The sequence below is a fragment of the Bifidobacterium sp. UTCIF-39 genome (assembly GCF_006408715.1).
Classification (GTDB): Bacteria; Actinomycetota; Actinomycetes; order Actinomycetales; family Bifidobacteriaceae; genus Galliscardovia; species Galliscardovia tissieri.
Window position 1 is genome coordinate 77,529 of the sequence record NZ_JEOG01000003.1, and the last position, 22,548, is coordinate 100,076.

16 protein-coding genes and 1 pseudogene are annotated in these 22,548 nt (G+C 58.9%); 4 read left to right on the plus strand and 13 right to left on the minus strand.

Going from position 1 to position 22,548, the window contains the following annotated elements; translation table 11 throughout:
- Positions 1-235 precede the first annotated feature (235 nt).
- Both EP30_RS02345 and EP30_RS02350 read right to left on the minus strand, forming a co-directional pair.
- Entirely contained in the window at positions 236-895 is a 660-nt protein-coding gene (locus tag EP30_RS02345) for an HAD family phosphatase (RefSeq protein WP_094661711.1), read from the minus strand.
- Between the two features lie 65 nt (positions 896-960).
- Positions 961-1,914: an aldo/keto reductase gene (locus EP30_RS02350; RefSeq protein ID WP_258185316.1), complete on the minus strand. Its 954-nt coding sequence runs from the start codon at positions 1,912-1,914 to the stop codon at positions 961-963.
- Positions 1,915-2,475: 561 nt separating this feature from the next.
- Here EP30_RS02350 and rho point away from each other — a divergent pair.
- The 3 genes from rho (at position 2,476) to EP30_RS02365 (ending at position 7,576) form a co-directional block, all read left to right on the plus strand.
- On the plus strand, positions 2,476-4,656 hold the full coding sequence (gene rho / locus EP30_RS02355; protein ID WP_140555840.1) for a transcription termination factor Rho: 2,181 nt from the start codon (positions 2,476-2,478) through the stop codon (positions 4,654-4,656).
- A 367-nt stretch (positions 4,657-5,023) separates the two neighbouring features.
- Positions 5,024-5,509 carry a chorismate mutase gene (locus EP30_RS02360; RefSeq protein WP_140555842.1) on the plus strand — a complete coding sequence of 162 codons (486 nt, stop codon included), beginning with the start codon at positions 5,024-5,026 and terminating at the stop codon, positions 5,507-5,509.
- Positions 5,510-5,812: 303 nt separating this feature from the next.
- A complete protein-coding gene (locus EP30_RS02365; RefSeq protein WP_258185325.1) occupies positions 5,813-7,576 on the plus strand; it encodes a DUF4012 domain-containing protein in 1,764 nt (587 codons plus the stop codon).
- A gap of 51 nt (positions 7,577-7,627) precedes the next feature.
- Here EP30_RS02365 and EP30_RS02370 read toward each other — a convergent pair whose 3' ends face one another.
- The 8 genes from EP30_RS02370 to EP30_RS02405 form a co-directional block, all read right to left on the minus strand.
- Complete coding sequence (locus EP30_RS02370) at positions 7,628-7,990, minus strand: hypothetical protein (RefSeq protein WP_140555845.1); 363 nt, start codon at positions 7,988-7,990, stop codon at positions 7,628-7,630.
- A 60-nt stretch (positions 7,991-8,050) separates the two neighbouring features.
- Positions 8,051-8,683: a hypothetical protein gene (locus EP30_RS02375; RefSeq protein WP_140555848.1), complete on the minus strand. Its 633-nt coding sequence runs from the start codon at positions 8,681-8,683 to the stop codon at positions 8,051-8,053.
- Between the two features lie 379 nt (positions 8,684-9,062).
- The gene (locus EP30_RS02380; RefSeq protein WP_140555851.1) at positions 9,063-10,262 is read right to left on the minus strand and encodes a hypothetical protein; all 1,200 of its coding nucleotides are present in this window, start codon (positions 10,260-10,262) and stop codon (positions 9,063-9,065) included.
- 27 nt (positions 10,263-10,289) lie between these two features.
- Positions 10,290-10,952, minus strand: a complete 663-nt coding sequence (locus EP30_RS02385; RefSeq protein ID WP_181160755.1) for a DNA-binding response regulator — start codon at positions 10,950-10,952, stop codon at positions 10,290-10,292.
- 274 nt (positions 10,953-11,226) lie between these two features.
- On the minus strand, positions 11,227-13,971 hold the full coding sequence (gene valS / locus EP30_RS02390; RefSeq protein ID WP_140555856.1) for a valine--tRNA ligase: 2,745 nt from the start codon (positions 13,969-13,971) through the stop codon (positions 11,227-11,229).
- A 96-nt stretch (positions 13,972-14,067) separates the two neighbouring features.
- Positions 14,068-15,585 carry an ABC transporter substrate-binding protein gene (locus EP30_RS02395; RefSeq protein ID WP_181160756.1) on the minus strand — a complete coding sequence of 506 codons (1,518 nt, stop codon included), beginning with the start codon at positions 15,583-15,585 and terminating at the stop codon, positions 14,068-14,070.
- A gap of 156 nt (positions 15,586-15,741) precedes the next feature.
- Positions 15,742-16,404 (minus strand): endonuclease III, encoded by a 663-nt coding sequence (nth, locus tag EP30_RS02400; RefSeq protein ID WP_169713033.1) that lies wholly within the window; start codon positions 16,402-16,404, stop codon positions 15,742-15,744.
- Between the two features lie 167 nt (positions 16,405-16,571).
- Complete coding sequence (locus EP30_RS02405) at positions 16,572-17,330, minus strand: response regulator transcription factor (RefSeq protein ID WP_094661704.1); 759 nt, start codon at positions 17,328-17,330, stop codon at positions 16,572-16,574.
- A 336-nt stretch (positions 17,331-17,666) separates the two neighbouring features.
- Between EP30_RS02405 and EP30_RS02410 the strand changes: the two genes are divergently transcribed.
- Positions 17,667-18,458, plus strand: a complete 792-nt coding sequence (locus tag EP30_RS02410) for a hypothetical protein (protein WP_140555861.1) — start codon at positions 17,667-17,669, stop codon at positions 18,456-18,458.
- Between the two features lie 43 nt (positions 18,459-18,501).
- On the opposite strand, the pseudogene EP30_RS02415 reads toward EP30_RS02410, so the two are convergent.
- The 3 genes and pseudogenes from EP30_RS02415 to EP30_RS02425 form a co-directional block, all read right to left on the minus strand.
- Positions 18,502-19,071: pseudogene (locus EP30_RS02415) on the minus strand (manganese efflux pump MntP family protein).
- Positions 19,072-19,396: 325 nt separating this feature from the next.
- Positions 19,397-19,894: an inorganic diphosphatase gene (locus EP30_RS02420; RefSeq protein WP_093960837.1), complete on the minus strand. Its 498-nt coding sequence runs from the start codon at positions 19,892-19,894 to the stop codon at positions 19,397-19,399.
- Positions 19,895-20,167: 273 nt separating this feature from the next.
- Positions 20,168-22,447, minus strand: coding sequence for an alpha-1,4-glucan--maltose-1-phosphate maltosyltransferase (locus EP30_RS02425; protein ID WP_094661702.1), 2,280 nt, complete (start codon positions 22,445-22,447; stop codon positions 20,168-20,170).
- Positions 22,448-22,548: the final 101 nt, after the last annotated feature.

Below are 22,548 nucleotides of genomic sequence, written 5' to 3' on the forward strand. Positions count from 1 at the left end.
GATGTCCCTCCGCCACCCTGATGCCATTCGAACGCGTGCACTCAGTTATGCGACGCGCTGTGCCGTCGGTAATCTTGACGGCAGTATCAATCAATATGTGAACTCAGATTGTCCGTTATATGGACATGAAATTCATCATGGGATGATACGAGCACGGCCGATATGAGTGCAATCGGTGTCTGACTCGTGGACTGGTGGTGTCCGGCTCGTGGAAGATCCGGATTGCGAGGCGGCATCATGAGGCGGTATTACGCGGAATCAGCCGGTCCCGCAGTTGCTCCGATGCGAGAAAACGAATCGACCTCAGCCCCGACTCCTGCGCGCCGGCGACGTTATATGGGGAATCGTCCACGAACAGCGTGTGACGGCGATCTATGCCAAAACGTTCCATTGCGCGGTCGAATATCGCCGTTTCAGGCTTTTTCACCCCTTCGAATCCGGACACCATGACATCATTCAGCCTGTCGATGAGCTCGGGGAATCGCCGTTGCATGACGGGCCAGGTATCCCGCCCCCAGTTGGTCAGCCCCCATACGCCGATGCCGCGAGCCGTCAGTTCGTCCAGCAGCGGCATCATTCCGGGAATCATGCCGACCAATGAGCGATCGACATGATCCGCATAGGCGCGCATCATCAGACCGAGCCTTGCGCCGTATTCCCGCTCATATTCGACGATCAGATCGTCATAATCCACGCCGCCGTCATGCAGATCGTCAAAATACAGGAATCCGCAACGATCATCATCGGCGAAGAACTCGTCGATCGCGTCTGGCGGGAACAGTCCTTGCAGGGCGAGTTTCGGCTGCCAATCGACCAGAACGCCGCAGAAATCGAAGATCACGTCGTGAATCGTGCTGTCTTCGCCGCCGTCGATGCGCATATCAATGCCGCACATGTGTTGTCTCCGTTCATGTTCATTGCCGTGTAGTGCCGTTCATTTCCGCCGGATCGTGTCGGCGATTATTGCATGTCAAGTGGTTCCTTGCTTGTGGGGGCGGGGAACGCGTCGTCAAGCGATGCGATCTCATCCGCGGTGAGATCGATGTTCCATACCGTGGCGTTGGCGAGCGTGTGCTCGACACTGCCGCTGCATGGTATGGCGATCGTGTCGTCGCGGCGCAGCACGAATGCGAGCAGGATGAGCATGGGAGAAACGTTGTGCGCGGCGGCGATCCGGCACACCGTGGCATCGCTGACCAGGCCGTCGCGCAGCGTGCCGGCCTGCGCCAGCGGGCAATAGGCCATCAGCGGGACGTGGTGCTCGTCCATCCACGGCAGCAGGTCGAATTCGATCCCGCGTGAGCCGAGATGATACAGATCCTGATTCACCGCGCACGCATCGCCATGCGGCGTGGCGAACAGCTCGCGCATGTCGGCCGTGTCGAAATTCGAGACGCCCCAGTTGCGGATCAGTCCCTCGGCCTTGGCCTGTTCCATGCATTCCACGGTTTCGGCCAGCGGTATGGCCCCCCTCCAGTGCAGCAGGTACATGTCGAGATAGGTCGTGCCCAGGCGCGACAGCGAGGCCTCCAGACTGCGGCGCAGACGGTTCCGCCCGGCATTGTGCGGGTACACCTTGGACACCAGAAACAGCCGGGAGCGGTCATATCCGGTGATCGCGCAGCCCACCAGGGACTCCGCACGCCCGTCGGCGTACATTTCGGCGGTGTCGATCAGCCGGATGCCGGCGTCGAGTCCCGCGCGCAGGGCCGCGACCTCCTGCGATGCCGGTCGTCGCCCCTCGCCCAGATGCCATGTTCCCATGCCGAGCCTGGGCATCATATCGCCATTGCGGAGACGAATGTCATGGTGCGACTGCGATGTTGGCGTCTGCGTTGCCGATGCTGCTGATGCCATCGGTGGCGTCTGCGTTGTCTGATCGGTGTGCGCTGCATGCGACGAATGGAATGACATGGATGCTCGTCCTTTCCGATGTGCCGTGGTCCACAGTCGTGGATGGGGATGCCCCACCGTGAGTCGTGGATATGCGGTGCCTGCTGGGCCTGGTTGATCCGCTCGGCCTGTTGGGCCGCGGTCTGGCTGTCGTATCGCGATCGTCTCCGGCGGATTCCCTTCCTCGCCGGACCGATCCATCGCCATTTTTTCGATGTGTTCACCAGTGTCACTATCGATCATAGATATTGCGACGGTTGCATGGCGCGCGACGTCCATGACCGACCGTCCATAACCGCTCAGGGCCGCCCATAACCGCCCATAACCGATCATGAACAATCGGCGGGTGATCTCGCATCGCCCGGGCGTGGCAAATTGCATCGGTCTTCGACTCGTCGTATAGTGAGGGCAGTTCGAAGCCATTCTTAATTCGAACTTTTCGATGACGAGATAGCGCTTGGGATGAGATGGTTCTCACCGTGGAAGCGCGCTCATCGCGTCAGAACACCCTTATGATCGCGGGCCTTGGTTCGTTCAGGATTCATGGTTGGGTCATATAAGGTCAGACGAAAGGCAATACACGTGGCAGATAGCCAGAATCTTGCAAGTATGAAGCTGCCCGAGCTCAAGGAGCTCGCCAAGCAGATGGGTTTGCGTGGTACCTCTACCATGCGTAAGGGCGAGCTGGTCAGCACCATCGAGGCCGCCCGAAACGGCGGCGAAGCGCCCGCCGGAGTCACCGTGCGCGTGCCGAAGACGACCAAGCGCACCGTCAAGAAGACCGACAGGCCTGCGGAGACGTCCGCTCCCGAGGCCGTCGATGATGCTTCCAACGCCGAAGCCGATGCGGTTGCGGCCGCTCCCGTCGTGGAGCCCGCTCCGGCTCCCGTGGATGAGACCCCGGCTCCGACCGCCGCCGATTCCGAATCCGAATCCGTGGAGCACGCCGATTCCGACGTCGCCGAACGCGAGCCCGGTCAGCTGCCGATCATCGAGCTGCCGGAGATCAAGAGGACGAGCGACGCCGATCACTCCGATCGTGCGGAGACGTCCGCCGCCAAGCTTGCCGCCATCGAGCTGCCCGACGCCAACGCCGGCAAGCGCGTGTCGCGTCGTCGTGCCACGCTGTCGTCCGCTCCGTCGATCGACAACGAGCGCGTTGAGCGTTCGGATCGCGATCGTGATCATGAGAACGTGGGCAAGCTTGATCTTGATCTTGATCTGCCGCGTGTACGCCGTCGCAAGGACAGCGGTGCCGCCGCCGACGAGCCGGCCCGACAGGGACGCGTGCGTGATCTCGGCGATATCCTCGCCGCGCTGCCCGACCGTTCCGACCGTCCCGAGCCGCGCAAGAACGGCAAGAACCGTCGTGACGATCACGCCGATCGTCGTGGTATGCGCGATGATCGCGGCCACGGAACCGACCGTTCCGACCGCTACGATCAGGATGACGATCGCGAGTATCGTCGCAATCGCGCCGATCGCCGCAACGGTCGTGATGACGGTGCCGATCGTCGTGGCGGCACTGACCGTACCGATCGCATCGAGCGCCGCAATCGTCGTGACGATGCCGTGCGCAACGACCGTGCCGATCGTGCGGAGCGCAACGACTACCAGCAGCAGGACGATCTGGTGCCCGTCGCCGGCATCGTCGACGTGCTGGAATCCTACGCATTCGTGCGCACCTCCGGCTACCTGCCCGGTCCGAACGACGTGTACGTGTCGATGGGTCAGGTGAAGAAGTACGGTCTGCGCAAGGGCGATGCCGTGCAGGGCACCACGCGTCCGCCGCGCGACGGCCGCAACCAGCGTCAGAAGTTCGTGCCGTTGCAGTCCATCGAAACGATCAACGGCATGAGTGTGGAGGAGGCGCAGTCCCGTCCGCACTTCAACAAGCTCACGCCGCTCTACCCGCAGGAGCGTCTGCGCATGGAGACCCAGCCGACCAAGCTCACCGGTCGACTGATCGACATCGTGGCACCGATCGGCAAGGGCCAGCGTGGTCTGATCGTCTCCCCGCCCAAGGCCGGCAAGACCATCACGCTGCAGCAGATCGCGAACTCGATCACCACGAACAACCCCGAAGTGCATCTTATGGTCGTGCTCGTGGACGAACGTCCTGAGGAAGTCACCGACATGGAACGCACGGTGCAGGGCGAGGTCATCTCCTCCACGTTTGACCGTCCGGCGAGCGACCACACGATCGTCGCCGAACTGGCGATCGAACGCGCCAAGCGCCTGGTGGAGCTCGGCAAGGACGTGGTCGTGCTGCTCGACTCCATGACCCGTCTGGCCCGCGCATACAACATCGCGCAGCCGGCGTCCGGTCGAATCCTGTCCGGTGGTGTGGACGCACAGGCGCTGTACCCGCCGAAGAAGTTCTTCGGTGCGGCGCGCAACATCGAAAACGGCGGCTCGCTCACCATCATCTCGTCCGCGCTGGTGGAGACCGGCTCCAAGATGGACGAGGTGATCTTCGAGGAGTTCAAGGGCACTGGCAACATGGAACTGCGTTTGTCCCGCGAACTGTCGGAGAAGCGCCTGTTCCCGGCCATCGACATCAACGCGTCCGGCACCCGCCGCGAGGAGCTCATCACGCCGCCGGCCGAGCTTGCGGTCATCTACCGTCTGCGTCGCCTCTTCGGCGGCATGGAGCCCGAGCAGGCATACCAGACCCTGGTGCCGCGTCTGAAGAAGACCGCCACGAACCGCGAGTTCCTGGCTGCGATCACCTCCACGATTCCGCAGAGCCAGGCGAAGTAGCCGCGGTGTTGTGTGTAGCGCGGCGAATCGGCAACGATTGAGCCGCACCACGGGCACAGGTGTTTATGGCCTATCCGACGTATGCGTGTGTCAAATAAGCACGGGGCGGTTTCTTGGGTGCTTATCTGGCGTACATATGCGTCGGATACGCATCGGACGATTCCTTGAGTGCTTATCTGGCGTACGCATGCGTCGTAAAAGCACGGGACGATTCCCCAGATGCTTGTTTGCCGTATGCATGCGTCGGATAGGCATCTGATAAACGGTACGTCAGTATCATGCGTACGGTATGTGGACCGATCTTGCATAGTGAGCATGTGAGTGCCGTTATGGTCGAGGGGGAGTGGTTCGGGATACTCTGGTAGATATGAGTGCAGATATCAGTGGTTGGCGCAAGCCTGTACGAACCATCACCGAAAGCAATGATCAGACCGGTTCCGATGTCACGGACGACGTTGAAACCGCCGCGAACCATGACACGGACGAGCGTTCGTCAACGATCGATTCCGCCGCGGCCCGTGAACATCCCGAAGTCGCCGAGACCGTAGCCAAAATCAAGAGTCTGCGCAAAACCATTGACAACATCGACGGCGCGGTGATCCATCTGCTCGCAGAACGATTCAAGGCCACCTCGCAGGTGGGCGTGCTCAAAGCAGAAGCCGGTTTCGCGCCTGCCGATTACAAGCGGGAGGACTACCAGATCGAGCGTCTGCAGCGCATCGCCAAGGATGCCGGACTCGATCCGAACATCGCCGAAATGTATCGCGAATTCGTGGTGACCGAAGCGAAGAAGCGTCATAAGCGCATCGCCGACGCCGGTGGCGATCCGGGTGTCCTCGACGTATTCGCGTGACGTGTGACTGGCCGCGATGACGGTGATCGTTGCGAGGTCTGGAAACACTGCTAAGAGTAACGCGAGCAATGCGAAAACAGGAACGATCACGCAACCGTTCGGTGAGCGACGTTCCCCGCATGTCGCAACGGATTCGATGACAGTACAATATCGTGTTTAGTGCCCCCCATTCTTGGGGAGGGGCAATACGCGGCTGGTCAATTTACGGCGAAGGACGACATGCGAACAGAAAGTGCGGGATATACGCCATCGTATAAGCCGAAACGACATCATTTCGGCCGATGGATCGCAGTGGTGGCACTGATGTTGCTGATGATCGTCGTTGTCGTCGGCGTGTGCGGTATGAAGCTGTACTCCGATGCCAAGCGGGTGCAGTCGCACGAGCAGAAGGCCATCTCGACATTATCCTCTGTGATGAGTCTGGGCACGGATACGCAATCCACGAATGTCGCCGGCGCATCCGCCGATCTTCGCCAACGACTCAATGAGGCGAAACAGGAGACCAACGCGGCGAACGACATCACCCATGGCACGCTGTGGAATATCGCGGCACGTATTCCGATGATCGGCGACGATGTCACCACCGTGCAAGGCATGACGGCGGTGACGAACACGTTGGTCAACGATCCCCTTCCCAAGTTCATCGATGTGATGACATCGATGCAGGGCGGCCAACTGAGCACGTCGGACGGTCGGTTCAATCTGCAGCCGTTGCTCGACCATCGTGATGAGATCGCCGATATTGATGCCACGGTGCAGCAGCAGGTGCGTGAATACCGGAATCTGCCGGGCGCTCATACCAGCGTCGTGAAGGACGCCTATGAGACCAGCGGCAAGCAGCTGAATGCCGTGGCCGGCACGGTGGACAGCATGTCCAATGCGTTCCGGATGCTGCCCGACTTTCTTGGCTCGGATCAGCCCCGCACCTACGCGCTGATGGCGATGACCACGTCGGAGGCGCGTTCATCCGGCGGTCTGGTTGGATCGGTTGGCGTGGTTACGACGGACGACGGCAGCATCAGCATTGGTGATTTCCGTGCCGACGCGGACTATGTCGCCTATGGTGCGAGCACACCGACCGACGATGAGAAACGAATCTTCAATGAGTGGGGGCCTTTGCAGATGTCGTTCGACATCCGTGATCTGGCCGTCTATCCGGACACGTCACGTAGCGCCGAAGGTATGCGCGAGATCTGGCAGCGCACGCCGTGGGGCGGTTCCACGAATCTGGATGGCGTGATCATGGTGGACCCGGTGTTCCTGCAGAAGCTGATCGGCATTACCGGCAACGTCACATTGTCCGATGGCACGGTGCTGACCGGCGATAACACCGCCGAATTCCTGCTCAATACGGCGTATACCAAGTATCCGCAGGAGCAGCAGGATGCGTTCTTCGCCCAGGTGGCCGAACAGGCCGTGGGCAGCATGTTCTCCAACATGAGCGTGGGACGGCTGGTGAAGGTGTCGCAGATCATGGGCGACATGGCGAATGGCCGGCATCTTTCACTGTATGCGTTTGATGACGAGGTGGAGCAGGAGATCAGCGCAGCCGGATTCACCGCGTCGATGCCTGACGATGAGGAGCATCCGCAGGTGGGCGTGTACACGAACCAGCAGAATTCCTCGAAGATGGACTGGTATATCCATCGCACGTCGAACGTGACGTTGGCGTCCCGGAATGATGACGGGTCGCGTACCTATCATGTGACCTACACGCTGGCCAATACGCTCGACGAGTCCCTGGCGGCCGGCCTGCCGGACTACATCATCGGCATCAGCCAGGCCGGCCAGCCCAAAACCTACGGTATCGAGAAGATGCTGTTTGCCGCTCCGTCCGGCGGCAGCATGACCGAACCGACGGTCGCGTCCGGCTCCACCGGCAGTGTGACGGAATCGCGTCGGGAAACGTTGAACGGTAAGAGGATCTACGCCAATGTAGCCAGCCTCGCCCCCGGTCAGACCGTGACGTACACGTTCGACGTGACCACTTCCGCAAAGGCTGTCACCGACCTGACCGTGGACCAGACTCCGCTCGGCTGGACGGAATCAGGGCAAACCGGTCGGTGAGTGCCGGTTCTGGTCCGTATCTGCATTTTTGCTGATTGTCCGACTGCTTGATTATTGCTTGGGCGCGCAGAACAGCAGATAGCCCCAGATGATGGCGATCGCCGCATTCGCGATGGCGGTGATCATTGTGTTGGGAACGAACAGCCACAGCACGGCTTCTACGACGATACATGCCCACGGTATTGTCTTCCATGCCGCTGAATGTGCGTCACCGCGTATGCTTTTGTTGCGAATCTGCTCTCCGGTGATTGGCACGGCAATAAGCAGGCCTCCGAGAGTTGCGACCAAATTGGTTACGTAGATCGGGCCAATCATGGCATGGAGGATTTCCGGATGGGTGATTCCGTATACTGCCATCGACAGTACGATAATTACGCCGCAGATTTCGGCTCCACGAATGAGCAACTTCATCATTCCATTCCTTTTTCATGCGTATTGGTGCCGGCAATGCGCACATCGCCGGCACCATTTCCATTACTGGGAAATAACCCAGTAGGTATACAAGCCCGTGTCCACATTGGGGGACATGGTGATGACTATGCCGCGGTTCCCAGAGGCAGCCTTGCGGAACTGGTATGCGGAAACAGCATAAACCACTGCGGCAGCCTGCGCCGCTAGACTGTATTTCTTCAGAATGCCGCTCAGCACTTGTGCTGCTGTTGAAAGATTGTCGTAGACGTCGGCGACACGGCGGGCTTCAGAGGAGTTCAGATAAACCTCTACCAATCCCCACCAGTAGCGTACGATCTTGGATTGACCTCCCGCGCGAGTCGTCTGTACGGAAAGTGTGACAGTGAAAGTGTCATCACTGGTGGCTCCGTCAGAGATCATCTCGTTCATGCCGGTCAGATTGCTCTCGATTGCGTCGATGGATGCGGAACTGTAGCCGGCTTGCCGAGCCGAGGATTCGTCGAGGACGATGATGCCATTGGCGCTGTGAGAGAGATAGGCGTCCATTCCTTGCACGGCAGCAGGAATGGAATCGTCCGGCTCTTGCGTCGCCGCGTTGGCGGTAGATGGTACAAGGAAGAACATCACTGACATTGCGATGGCAATGATTGCCGCGGTCAGTGTGGTGCCGGTTCGAGAAAGATGTAGCCTTTCCAAAGATCACCTCATTGTGAATTGTCGGTATGGGCAACTTGTGTTGCTTGCTATGACATTATCTCTTGATGGAAGAGTAAGGCTGTTTAACGGGAACTTTGTGGACATATGTTGCAATATTGTCATTTTGGTGAAACTGGTCATGATTATAGATGATGATTTGTCGTATTCTTACGCAGGAAGGAAGTTGATGAAAGTAGTATCTCTGCTTGTTTGTGGTGTGTTTGTATTTATGTTCCCAACGGTTGAAAGTGTCGACACGGATTGCGGATTATCCAGTTCGAATATATGTGTTGCAGAGCCTCAGGCGAGAGTGAAATGCCCGCCATATCCATTTTGCACATGGATTCCTAATTGTAATAATCCGAGAACATGTCGGTAATCAGTAGGGGATATCCAGGTGTATTAGCCAGCATCCATCTATGCGCTGGTATTTCACTCGTCCTCCTATATGTTCAATTTCTTTTGAGAGAGAGTAAATGCCATATTCTGATTTTGGTAGAGGTGATGGAACGCTTAACGAATCTACATCGCATGAATATCCATTGCCCTGATGGATATTGATGTGATTTTCATTTATTGTAATCAAGAAAAAATAATCTTCATTGTTATTTGAATGGCGCAAGATATTTGCGAAAACCTCTGTAATTGTTGATATGATTAACTGTTGTACTTCGATATCCGGCTTATGCAGTAGTTTGCCGGAACTGGAGACGTGACCAGTGATGCCAATCTGAAGTAGGTCGTCAGTTTTTTTGGAAATAAGCGCCCATATGTAATCGTTAAGCTCGTCAACGCTCAAGTTTTTCAATTTGTCGAAATACTTATTTTGTCTTCTAGATTCAGATAATATGTGAATTATGTCTCGCGTAGATGTTAATGATTCTCTTGATTTATCTCGTATTGTTTCTAAGATGACTGACGAGTTGATGTTCGATTCTGTGAATTGGTTGGTTTTATTTAATAAATAATTTATGGCAATAATAATATAAGAAAGATTGCCGGATATAGAATCATGCAATGCATTTGCTGTGCTCATATTCTGAATGAGGATATCTTTCTTTCTATATTCTTTTAATATCAATTCCCTTTCTTTGAGTACTTGTATTCGTTCTTTATTTTGTCTTAGTATGATTCCTGTGGAAAACGCGCATATGTAATAGATGCAATCATTGATGATACCCAGCGCTGTTGCGGGGATGGTGATTGGTCTTTGAATGATTTCCGCTGCTATTGTGATTGTAAAGCATAGGAATGGTAGCCATAGTGGAGTTTTCCAATATCCGATTGATCCGAATGCGAGAATCATTGCCCAGAAAAATGTCATTGCATAAACGTTTGGAAGAAGCATTAGACAATTAAATTCTAGTATAATTACGACTGCAGAGAGAACAGGAGACAATGGCAGTATGCATAATGAAATCGGAATAACTGTGTAGATGTATATGTACTTGGTTGGGACGGCTCCGCCTTCCCATAATTCTATGGCCATTATTAGAGAGATAAAAAGCGCCGATATCGTCAAAAAAGACAAATAAACTCGTTGACGTTTTGTGATAACTGGGAAAATAAACAACTTCATGATACTTTCGATGCATATTATTTGATTTTATTGTTTGTATATAGGTATGAAATTGCTATTCTTTTGTATCCATATGGTAATGGCATGAGCAATATTACGAGCTCCCAGTTTCTTATTCATCCGATGCACACAGGAGCGGACTGTAGATGGGGCCACATGTAGCTGACTCGCTATTTCCGTGTACGAATCACCATTCATGCAACCGGTTAAAATGGCTTTTTCCATTTCTGTTAATGTTATTTTTCTGCTGGTTCTTTTCTGAAGACCCGCATAGGCATCATGTACGTCGTTGAAACGTACCTGACGGCCGTTGGCTAGAGTAATCGGCTTCATCGCACCTATACGTCTAATTTCTTCGATTGTTTTTACCAGTGTTGCTATTGATTCCTTGTTTACGATACCTTGTGCTCCCGCATCTGCTGTCATGGTTGCGTATCGTTCCAATGGAAATGAAGTAATGGCAAGCAAAGCCGGACGCAGGCTAGATTGTCGAATTTCGCGGCACACTTGTATGCCGCTGCAGTCACTGAGAGACATATCGACCATTAGCAGATCCGGGCAGATATCTGCGTCTAGACAGCGTGAAACTGCAGTAGAGCCACTTTTGGTGGTCCAGACAAGATCGAATGTGGAAAACCGCTCGCGAATGACCGCGGATAGCATTTCCAGCGTATAGGGGTCGTTGTCCACTACGGCGATCGTGGGCTTTCTCTCTATGCAACTCTGCATGGCATTACTGTGTACCCGCAAGTTCCCTCAATAAAATTTGTTGCCATTATTTGCAGAGAAGCTAATACGCTAGTCTGGCAATCAGGACTAAACCACTCATTCCTGCATAACAAATAGTGGGTGTATCCATCGGTGAAGGATGGATACACCCACTATTTGTTTGCGTGTTTGCGGCGAGCCGGCTCAGATGGTCAGGCCGGCCCGTTTGCATCGTCGTGAATTACCTTGCGGCGATTCACTTGTTCTTCGGCTTCTTGGCCGGGGGCTCGCCCAGCTCGCTGGCGGCGATGATCACGGTCTCGTCGGAGCCGTCATCGGAGGAGGCGGCCTCCTCGGCGTGCTTCTCAACCAGATCGAACTTGCCGACCACACGACCGGCCTGCGCGATGTCGTCGATGGCGGAACGGATCGCGTTCACACCGTCAGCGGCGGCGGACAGCGCCACGGACAGGATCGGGGTCTTCATGGAGACCTTGGCCTCGGACTTGATCTTGCGCAGCTGCTCCACGGCACGACCGGCCCATGCCAGCGTCTCGGGGGAGACGCCAGAGGCGGCGATCACATACGGTTCCGGCGTCGGCCATGCGGCGCGGTGCACGGAGCCCTCGCCGTCGTGCATCCAGTGCCACACCTCTTCCGTGGCGTACGGCAGGTACGGGGCCAGCAGACGGGCGAACGCGTCCAAACCCAGACCCAGCGCGGTGCGCGCGGACAGCACGGCGGCCTCGCTCGGCGTGCGGCCATGCTCATCCGGCGTGCCGTAGGCGCGGTTCTTCACCAGCTCGATGTAGTCGTCGCAGAACTGCCAGAAGTAGCTTTCGATGACCTCCAGAGCCTTGGAGTGCTCGTAGGATTCCATCGCCTCGGTGGCGGTGCGCACCACGTACGCCATCTTGGCCATGGCGGCACGGTCCAGCGGCTCGGTCACGTCGGTCGGGTTCCACGTGGCCTCGGCGGGAGCGCCCACGTGATGGTTCTCGTCCTCGCGGCCGATTGCCAGCGCGAACTTGGTGGCGTTGAGCAGCTTGATCGCCAGACGACGGCCGATCTTCATCTGACCCTCGTCGTACGTGGCGTCAAGGCCCAGGCGGGCGGCGGCGGCCCAGTAGCGCACGGCGTCCGCGCCGAACTTCTTCAGCGGCTCGTTCGGAACCACCACGTTGCCCTTGGACTTCGACATCTTCTTGTGATCCGGGTCGAGGATCCAGCCGGAGAGCGCGGCGTTCTTCCACGGCAGGCAGTGGTTCTCCAGATGCGCGCGGTCCACGGTGCTGAACAGCCAGGTGCGGATGATGTCCTGACCCTGCGGGCGCAGATCCATCGGGAACGTGGCGGCGTGAATCGCCTTGTTCTCCTCGCCGGGCTCCTCCCAGCGGGTCACGATCTGCGGGGTGAGCGACGACGTCGCCCACGTATCCATGATGTCGTTCTCGGCGGTGAAGCCACCGGGCACGTCACGCTGATCCTCGGTGTAGCCGGCGGGCACATCGGTGGTCGGATCGATCGGCAGAATGTCCTCGCTCGGCGTGATCGGATGCTCGTAGTCGGCGGAGCCATCCTCCTTCACCGGGTACCACAGCGGGAACGGCACACCGAAGAAGCGCTGACGGGAGATCAGCCAGTCGCCGTTCAGGCCGTGCACCCAGTTGTCGTAGCGCACGTGCATGAAGTCGGGGTGGAACTTGAGCTCGTTGCCGCGCTCGATGAGTTCGGCGTTGAGCTTCTCGTCGGTGCCGCCGTTCTTCAGGTACCACTGGCGGGAGGTGACGATCTCGAGCGGCTTGTCGCCCTTCTCGTAGAAGTTCGTCATACGCTTGGTGGGCTTCGGCTCGCCGTCCATGTCGCCGGACTCACGCAGGTGGTCGACGATGATCTTGCGGGCGGAGAACGTGGTCTTGCCCTCGATCTCCTCGAAGATGGCCTTGCCGTTCTCGTCGTCGATCCAGTCCGGCACGCTCATCACGATACGGCCGTTGCGCTGGATGATCGAACGGGTGGGCAGGCTCAGGTCGCGCCACCACTCGACGTCGGTCACATCACCGAACGTGCAGCACATGGCGATGCCGGCGCCCTTGTCCATCTCGGCGGCCTTGTGCGCCAGAATCGGCACCTTGACCTTGAACAGCGGAGAGTACACGTACTGGCCGAAGTACTGCTTGTAGCGCTCGTCGTCCGGGTGCGCGATCAGGGCACCGCAGGCGGGCAGCAGCTCGGGACGGGTGGTCTCGATGTAGATCGGGGTGCCGTCCTCGAAACGGAAGGCTATCTTGTGGTAGAAGCCGTCGTATTCACGGCTTTCCAGCTCGGCCTGGGCCACGGCGGTCTGGAAGGTCACGTCCCACAGGCCGGGGGCGTCCTTCTGGTAGGCCTCGCCACGGGCGAGATTGCGCAGGAACGCTTTCTGGGCCACACGGCGCGGGTGCTCGCCGATCGTGTGGTAGGTCTGCGACCAGTCCACGGACAGGCCGAGCGTGCTCCACAGATCCTGGAACTGCTTCTCGTCCTCGGTGATGAGGCGCTCGCACAGCTCGATGAAGTTCTGACGGGAGCAGGGCACCTGATCCTTGGCCTGGATCTTCTTGCCCTCGGTGCCTTCGAACGGCGGCTTGAAATCGGGATCGTACTTCAGCGACGTGTCCACGCGCACGCCGAAGTAGTTCTGCACACGACGCTCGGTGGGCAGACCGTTGTCGTCCCAGCCCATCGGGTAGAACACATCGAAGCCGCGCATGCGCTTGTAGCGGGCGATGACGTCGGTATGGGTGTAGGAGAACACATGGCCCACATGCAGATGGCCGGAGACGGTGGGCGGCGGGGTGTCGATGGAGTAGACGGCCTTGCGGTCGCGGGTGTTTCTGAACTTGTAGGTCTGGGCGTCGTTCCACGCCTTCATCCACTTGTCTTCGAGACCGTCCACGCCCACACGGTCGGGCAGGGCGGTGAGATGCGCGCTGATGGCGCCTTCAGCATTATCAGTCATACGGGCCAGTTTAGAAATGCTGTGTGACAAGGATTGATCGTGGATTGATCGGAGATGATCGGCTCTCGATCAATCCACGTGCGTTCCGTATTCGCGTTATTCGATCGTGACTCCGGCCAGTGGCAGATAGCAGTCGACCATGGCGGTGGGCAGCCCCTTGACGGTGGACTTGTAGGCCACCCACGGGCGTTCCACATACAGCCAGTCGGCGGGGGAGTCCTCGCTGAGCTTGTGCGCGTATTCCTTGAGCCGGTTCGCGTAGTCGTCGTCGGTCGTGGCGGCTCTGGTCTGCGCGTACAGGTTCTCCACCTCCGCGTTGGTGTACTGCAGGAAGTTGTCGCGCGCCACGAAGTCACCGGCGTCATGACTGTCGTTCATGGTGTAGATGGTCAGATCGAACTGCTTGTCCTGCACCACGGTCTGCTGCCAGGTGGCATCGTCGACCATGCTGACCTCGATGGGAATGCCCGCCGCCGCGAGATTGTCCTTCACTGTCTGGCCGATCTGCTCGCCCAGGGATGACGGGTAGACGAGCTTCATCGTGCGTAGACGGAAGTAGCTGACCAGGCTTTTGGCCTTGGCCTGATCGAGCGGATACAGGCCGGTCAGGTCCTCGTATCCCGGGTCGAGTTTGGGGATCGGTCCGCCGAGTCGTTCCGCGGCGCCGTTGGCCTGTACAATCGCGTTCTTGTCGATGGCCATGCGCGCGCTCTGCCGCACGCGGGCGTCGGAGAACAGGGAGTCGGCGGAGCTGTTGAATCCGAGCACCACCTTGCGGGTGCTGTCGGTCTGCGCCACGGTAATGTTGTCCTGCGTCTTGAGCGCGTTCGCGTTGGCCACGTCCGTGGGCATGATGGCCTGGATGTCGCCGGACTTGAGATCATCGGCGGCCTTGCCGGCATCGGTGTAGTAGCGCAGTGTCACCGTGCCGATCTTCGCCTTGGTCCCCCAGTATGTGGTGTTGGCCTTGAGTGTGATCGGATCGCCCTTCTTCCAGGATTCCACAAGGAACGGTCCGGAGCCGATCGCGCCGGTCATGTAGTTGACCTTCGCGGTTTCGTCGTACACGATGCCCGCGCGGCCGGACAGCACCCACGGCAGGTCGGGCATGGGGGAGGAGAGCTTGATGACCACCGTGGAGCTACCGGTCGCCTTCACCGACGCCAGTCCGGCCAGATCCTCGTATCCCACATACTGCTTCTGCAGCGTCTGCTGCAGTGAATAGACCACGTCGTCGGCGTTGAGCTGGTCGCCGTTGGAGAACGTGATGCCGTCGGCGATGTGGAAGGTGTACGACAATCCGTCGTCCGACACGTCCCACGATTTGGCGATGCCGGGCTGGGCGGTATTGTCCTCGCCGCGTTTGGTGACCGTTTCGTAGACGTTGCCGAGCAGCGCCTGCGCGACGGCGTCGCCGGTCTGCTTGCGGATGTCGAGTGAGTCGGGCGCGGAGGCCAGGCCGATCGTGATCGATCCGCCGGGTGCCGATCCGGGAATCGGCAGACTGGGCGCGGAGCGGTTCACGATCATTGAATATGCCGCGTAACCGCCGCAACCGAATACCAACAGCGCCACGAGGAAGACGATGATCGATTTGACGCCGCCGGTGGCCAATGCGTGCGCCGACTCACGACGTGCGCGCCGGGAAAGCGGCTTCGGCTCCTGGGACGACGGGGTTTCGACTGGGGGGAATGCCCTTGGCGCTGTATTGTGTTGGTCCGACTGTGCTCTGCGCATGCTTACGAGCATACTCGGTGCCGGGCCGTGAGCTCAGATGGACACCGATGGGCAGGTGTCGGCCAGGGGGCAGTTGGCGCAGTCGGGTTTGCGGGCGTGACATGTGGCCCGGCCGAACAGAATCAGCCGATGGCTGAGATTCGTCCACTCCTCCGGCGGGAAACAGGCGCAGATCGCCTTTTCTATCTTCACCGGATCCGGATGTCTGGTGTTCCAGTCGGTCCTCCAACGCAACCGTCCGGTCACACGCGTCACATGCGTATCCACGGGGAAGCCGGGAATGCCGAACGCATTGCCGAGCACCACGTTCGCGGTCTTGCGACCCACGCCGGGCAGCGTGACGAGTTCCTCCATGGTGTGCGGCACTTCCGAATCGAAACGTTCGGACAACGCCTGACCGAGCCCGATCAGATGCTTGGCCTTGGCATGGTAGAAGCCGAGCGGTCGGATGATACGTTCGATGTCCTCGATGTTCGCATTGGCGTAATCCTCGGCGTCGGGGTAGGTTGCGAACAGTTCGCCGGTGACGGAATTGACCCGCTTGTCGGTGGTCTGCGCACTGAGCACGGTGGCCACAAGCAGCTCCAGAGGATTGGAGAAATGCAACGCGCACACGGCCTCGGGAATCATATTGCACAGAATACGGTATTCGTCGTGCATACGCCGAACGCGCGCGGTTTTCGTCTCTCGTGCCATACGATCCGGTTTATCCGAACGCCCTGACCTTCCCTACTTTCACTGTGGTGACACTAGTGTGATCACACTAACGTCACCACAGTGAAAGTAGGGTGATCACACTAACGGAATACAGTAAGAGTGTTCAGTTTTGGACTTTGGGCTGACGGATCGGAGCGGAAACGGAATCAGTCATGATGGGCGGTGGCTGCCGCGGCGGCGGCCTTGGCGTTCTCGTCCTGCTCGTCATCCTCCGGCGGGTCAAAACGATATCCCACGTTACGCACAGTACCGATCAGATGCTCATACTCGCCACCGAGCTTGGCGCGCAGACGACGAATATGCACATCAACGGTACGGGTGCCGCCGTAGTAGTCGTACCCCCACACCTCCTGCAACAGCTGTGCACGGGTGAACACACGACCGGGATGCTGCACCAGATACTTCAGCAGCTCGAACTCCTTGTAGGCCAGATCGATGGGATGACCATGCAGCGACGCCGTGTAGCCATTCGTATCCACCACCAGATCACCGGAACGGATCTGCCCCTCCTGCGGCTGCTCATTGCTCTGACGCGCGGGAGACGCCGACGCGAACGAATTGCCACGCTCGGACACCAGTCGCAACCGAGCCTCGACCTCGGCAGGGGACGCGGAGGCGACCACCACATCGGAAACACCCCACTGGGAAGTGACCACGGTGAACCCGCCCTCCGTAAGTACCAGCACGATCGGCGTGGACAGGCCGGAGGCATGAATCAGACGACACAGGGTCTTGGCAGTGGCGAGATCGTCGCGCGCATCAAGAAAAAGAATCGTGTTCTCAGGCATCTTCACCAGAGAAGCGGCATCCATCGGCAGCACACGCACACGATGAGACAACAGCGCAAGAGACGGCAGTACGGAAGCGGGATTCTCCGCCATCGTCATCAATGTCAAATCCGTCACTGTGCTCTCCCCGATCCTGGCTTCGATGTGAGCCTGAACAACAACAACCTTCATTGTACAAAGCGGATGTTATCGCGCGTGCTCGCGATTCCGTAACTTTCGCTATCGAACAACTTTCTTCTTTTTATAAGACAGAAGTTCGTAATTGGAAAACGCGGTTCAACATTTGGGACACCATCGACGAACGTAGTAAGAAAGCATAGGAAAAAGCCGCTAGGAACGGCATAAGCCATCGGTTAAGACTTGAGCATGATGCCTGACACGGCACCACCGACAATCATCGGCGAGCCACTCGAATCCCCTCAAAATAATTCTGTGGATAGGCGTGGTGAGAACATGAACGATAGTAAAAGTGGAATCATCGAAGCAGGAGGAGCGTTCATGGGCATCCAGGACATCCACAAGCGCGAGATCGACGAAGAGGACGGCACGCACGTACGCGGCATGCAGTCGGAGGCGACCCGACGCGGACAGCTTGCCGTGGTGCTTACCCAAGTCGTCTCCTACGCACTGATGATCGGACTCGTCGGCGGCCTCGGCGCACTCACCCAGGCCGGCGCGATCGCATCCATAACACTGTCCGCGCTCGCCGTACTGGCCGTGGTCATTGCATGGCCGTTCGCGAACGGCGTCACCCAGACGGTATTCGCCCGGGCGCTCGCCGTGATCGTGTACGTGGTCGCCGTGGCGTTCAACATCTCGGACGGTTTCCCCGTCTCCGACAAGGCGTTCACACGATGGTCGTGGTTCCTGATCCTTGCGTTTCTGACGATCGTGGTCGTGTCGTTTGGACATCAGATGTGGCGTAAGGACCGCAGTCATCTCATCGTGTCGATGTCGACGGGACTGATCGTGTCCGCATGTGCTCTCGGATCGTCCTGCTGGCTGTTCCTTCCCTCGCTGATGCACGATCTGCTGTCCGCGCCCGACGACGGAGCGTGGGTGGCGGCGCTGGTGCTCGTGGCGCTTATCGCCTTGGGCGTGCTGCTGGTGATCGCATCCGGATCTTGGTGGAACGAGATCGACGGGCCGTCGCCCTACTCATGGCTTGGCATGGGCGTGATGCCCGTCATGCTGCTGGGATACGTGGTGTATGTGGCCGCGTTCGTGGCGCATCTGACGCTGTGACAGTCGCGTAAGATCGTCGCGTAATCACGACGATCCATGATGATTACCACGGCAGCATGCCGAGATGCTCCAACAGCACCTTCAGACCGATAAGAATGAGCACCAGACCGCCGGCCACCTGCGCCGGCTTCTGCCAACGGGAACCGAACACATTGCCGATGCTCAGGCCGACGGCCGAGAACAGGCCGGTCGTCACACCGATCACGACCACGGCGAACACAATATTGATCGGCATGAACGCGAAACTCACACCCACGGCGAACGCGTCGATGCTCGTGGCGATGGCCAGCGGCAGCATATGACGTCAATCGAATGCCGCGGTCTCGTGCTCGTTCTCCTCGTCCTCCAGAAACGCCTCGCGAATCATGTTGCCGCCGATCAGCGCGAGCAACGCAAAGATGATCCAATGGTCGACGGCCGTGACATACTTGCTGAACGTGGATGCCGCGAAATAGCCGAGCAGAGGGAACAGCGCCTGGAATCCGCCGAACCACAATCCCACCGATGCACGCTGGCGTCCGTTGACGTGTTTGACGGTCAGTCCCTTGCCGATGGAGACGGCGAACGCGTCCATGGATACGGAAACGGCAATAAGAAGAATCTCAACGATCACGGATGATCCTTTGAAGGTTCATTTCGACGCCAGACACTATGGCCGACTGCCGGAATGGGCCTCGACACCGCCCTCTGGCGGGCCTACGCCTTGACGAAACGATGACACAGCAAACTGCCAGATGCCGCGACCGGAAAAACGCCGTCGGATGGCTTTGAATTCGGATGAATGCCGTTCGTCTGTCTCTCGCGAATTACAAGTGGTGATAATAGCAGAGGGCGCACCCCGATGGGGATGCGCCCTCTGCGGTTCGCTATCGCTAGCGTATGCGTGATGACATGTCGTTGCCGTTCACGCATACATTGCCGTCGTTATATGCGACGGCTCACTTCTCCTCGGAAGCGGCCAGACGCTCGCGAGCGGCCTTGATCTCGGCCTCGGCCTTGTCCACGCCGGTCCAGTAGTCGCCGGGCAGCACTTCCTTGCCGGGCTCCAGAGCCTTGTACTGCTCGAAGAAGTGCTTGATCTCGGCCTTGTGGAACTCGGAGACGTCGTCGATGTCCTTGATGTTGTCGTAACGCACATCGGCGGGCACGCACAGCACCTTGTCGTCGCCACCGGCCTCGTCGACCATGTGGTACAGACCGACGGCGCGGCACTCGACCACGCAGCCCGGGAACACGGAGTTCGGGATCATCACCAGGGCGTCAAGCGGATCGCCGTCCTCGCCCAGGGTGCCGTCGATGTAGCCGTAGTCGTCCGGGTAGCCCATGGCCGTGAACAGCTCACGATCCAGGAACACGCGACCGGTCTCGTGATCCACTTCGTACTTGTTCTTGGATCCGCGCGGGATCTCGACGACGACGTTGAACGTCTCTGCCATGTCTGTCTCCTTCAATGAGTTGACATTATTGTGTTACCGCAACCAAGGATACCGCAGAATGGGGGTCGCGGGGGTTGCGATACGCGTATATGACTCGTACACGGCGCGTATTGCGTATTGATACGTGTATTGACAAACGTATTGACAAATGTGGGTGTCTTCCCGGAGGGAGACACCCACATTTTGGTGGTCAATGGCGATCAACGCGGTCGGATCACAGGGATCGGAATCCGTTGATCGATGACCGTCGGTCGTTGATCAGTCGGCCGCTGATCAGTACTGGACGCTGAGCACGTGCGCCACGTCGGCCCACGGGGCCAGCGACACGAAGTTGTCCCAGCTCCAGGTGAACTCGCGGCCGGTCAGCTCGTCCTTCAGTGCCACGCCCTTGTCGGTGGGCAGACCGAAGTCGCCCAGCTCGAGGTGGATAAGGGACTGGTGGGCGTCGTGACCATCCAGGTTCACCACCACGATCAGCGTGTCCGGCTTGCCGGTGCCGGTGAACTCGGCCGGCGTGTGGCGGGCGAACGCGAGGATGTTCGGATCGGAGCTGCGCAGGACCGTGAGGTTGTGGTAGCTGTGCGTGGCCGGGTGCTCGCGACGGATGCGGTTGAGGCTGGTGAGCATTTCGGCGATGCCGTACTCGTCGGCCTTGGACCAGTCGCGTACCTTGATCTCGTACTTCTCGTTGTCGATCTGCTCCTCGAATCCGGGGCGCTGACGGTTCTCGATCAGTTCGAAGCCGTTGTAGATGCCCCAGCTCGGGCTGCCCATGGCGGCCAGCACGGCGCGCACGGCGTGACCGGCAATGCCGTTGTCGCGCACGTAGGCGGTGAGGATGTCCGGCGTGGTGGGCCAGAACGTGTTGTGCTGGTAGAAGGCGTCGTCGCTGTTGGTCTCGCCCAGGTACTCCTCGAGCTCCTCCTTGGTGTTGCGCCACGGGAAGTAGCAGTGGGACTGGGTGAAGCCGGCGTAGCTCAGCGCGCGCATCATGCCCGGGCGGGTGAATGCCTCGGCCAGGAACAGCACCTCGGGGTGCTTCTTGGTGATCGTGGCGATCACGTCCTGCCAGAAGCGCACGGGCTTGGTGTGCGGGTTGTCCACGCGGAAGACGGTCACGCCCGCGTCGATCCACAGGGTCATCAGGCGGACGACTTCCTTTTCGATGCCTTCCATGTCGGCGTTGAAGTCGATCGGGTAGATGTCCTGATACTTCTTCGGCGGGTTCTCGGCGAAGGCGATGGTGCCGTCCGGCTTGTGGCGGAACCAGTTCGGGTGCTCCTTGACCCACGGGTGGTCGGGGGAGCACTGCAGGGCGAAGTCAAGGGCGATCTCCAGACCCAGTTCGTGGGCCTTGGCGACGAGCGCCTTGAAGTCGTCCATGGTGCCGAGCAGCGGATCGACGGTGTCGTGGCCGCCTTCAGCGGAGCCGATGCCGAACGGCGACCCCGGATCGTCCGGGCCGGCCACGAGCGTGTTGTTGCGGCCCTTGCGGTTAGTCACGCCGATCGGGAAGATCGGGGGCAGGTAGACGATGTCGAATCCTTCGGCCTTGGCGCGTTCCAGTCCGGAGACGGAGGTCTTGAGCGTGCCCTGCACGATCTTGCCGGTCTCCTGATCCACGTAGGCACCTTCGGAGCGCGGGAAGAACTGGTACCAGGCCGCGAAGGTCGACTTGGAACGCTGCACCAGCAGGTGCACCGGGCGGGACGGGCTCACGCCGTCGCGCAGCGGGTTGGACTCGTGCAGCGCGGCGATCTCGTCATTGTCGGCGGCGGCTAGGCGCTCGACGGGGGTGAGCTCCTTGTTCGCCAGCGTCTCGGCGGCGGCCTGCAGTTCCTTCTTCTGGTCGGCGTTCAGGCCGGCGTCGCGGGTCTTGGCCCAGCGTCCGAGCAGTTCGGCACCTTCGTCAAGCGCGTTCTCCACGTCGGAGTCGTGAACCTTCACCTTGATCTTGGCGTCGTGCAGCCAGGTGGCGAAGGAGTCCTCCCAGCCTTCCACGACGAGCGACCAATTGCCCAGCTGGCGCTTGACCGCGGCGAAGCCGTCCTCCCACGGCAGCACGTCGGAGTGCTCGCCCACCTGCATCTCGCAGGTCCAGCGGTCGAGACCGGGGTTCACGCAGGTCATGGTGCGGCTTGCGGCGGCACGGCCACGCGGCGTGTGCAGCACGGCGGTGGCACCCACCTTGGCGCGGCCTTCGATGAAGACCTGAGCGGTGACGGTGAACTGCTCGCCGAGTTCGACGCGGGCCGGGTAGACGCCGCATTCCTCATTGGGGGTGACGTCGAGCACGTTGATGCGTCCGAACTGGCTCGGATCGGTGATCTCGAGCACGGGTGCGGGGATCAGCGCATCAGGGGTGTCGGCCGCGACGGCCTTGGACTTGGAATTGCGATGCTTGCGGGTGCCGGCGGCCTTCTTGGTCGTCGTTGACGTGGACTTGGCCTTCCGACGGGTCGCACCCTTGCGGGTGGTGGAGTTCTTCTCTGCTTCCTCAGCGGCAATCTCCGCTGCGGCTGAAGTGACTTGGGTACTACTTGTTTCAGTCATACCGCCATTGTAAGGGGTTTGCTGTTACTCAACGTTGAAATTTCACTGTTTTTGGGCACTGGTCGTCGTTTCGTAGCATGCGGGTAGCCGTTTCATAACTT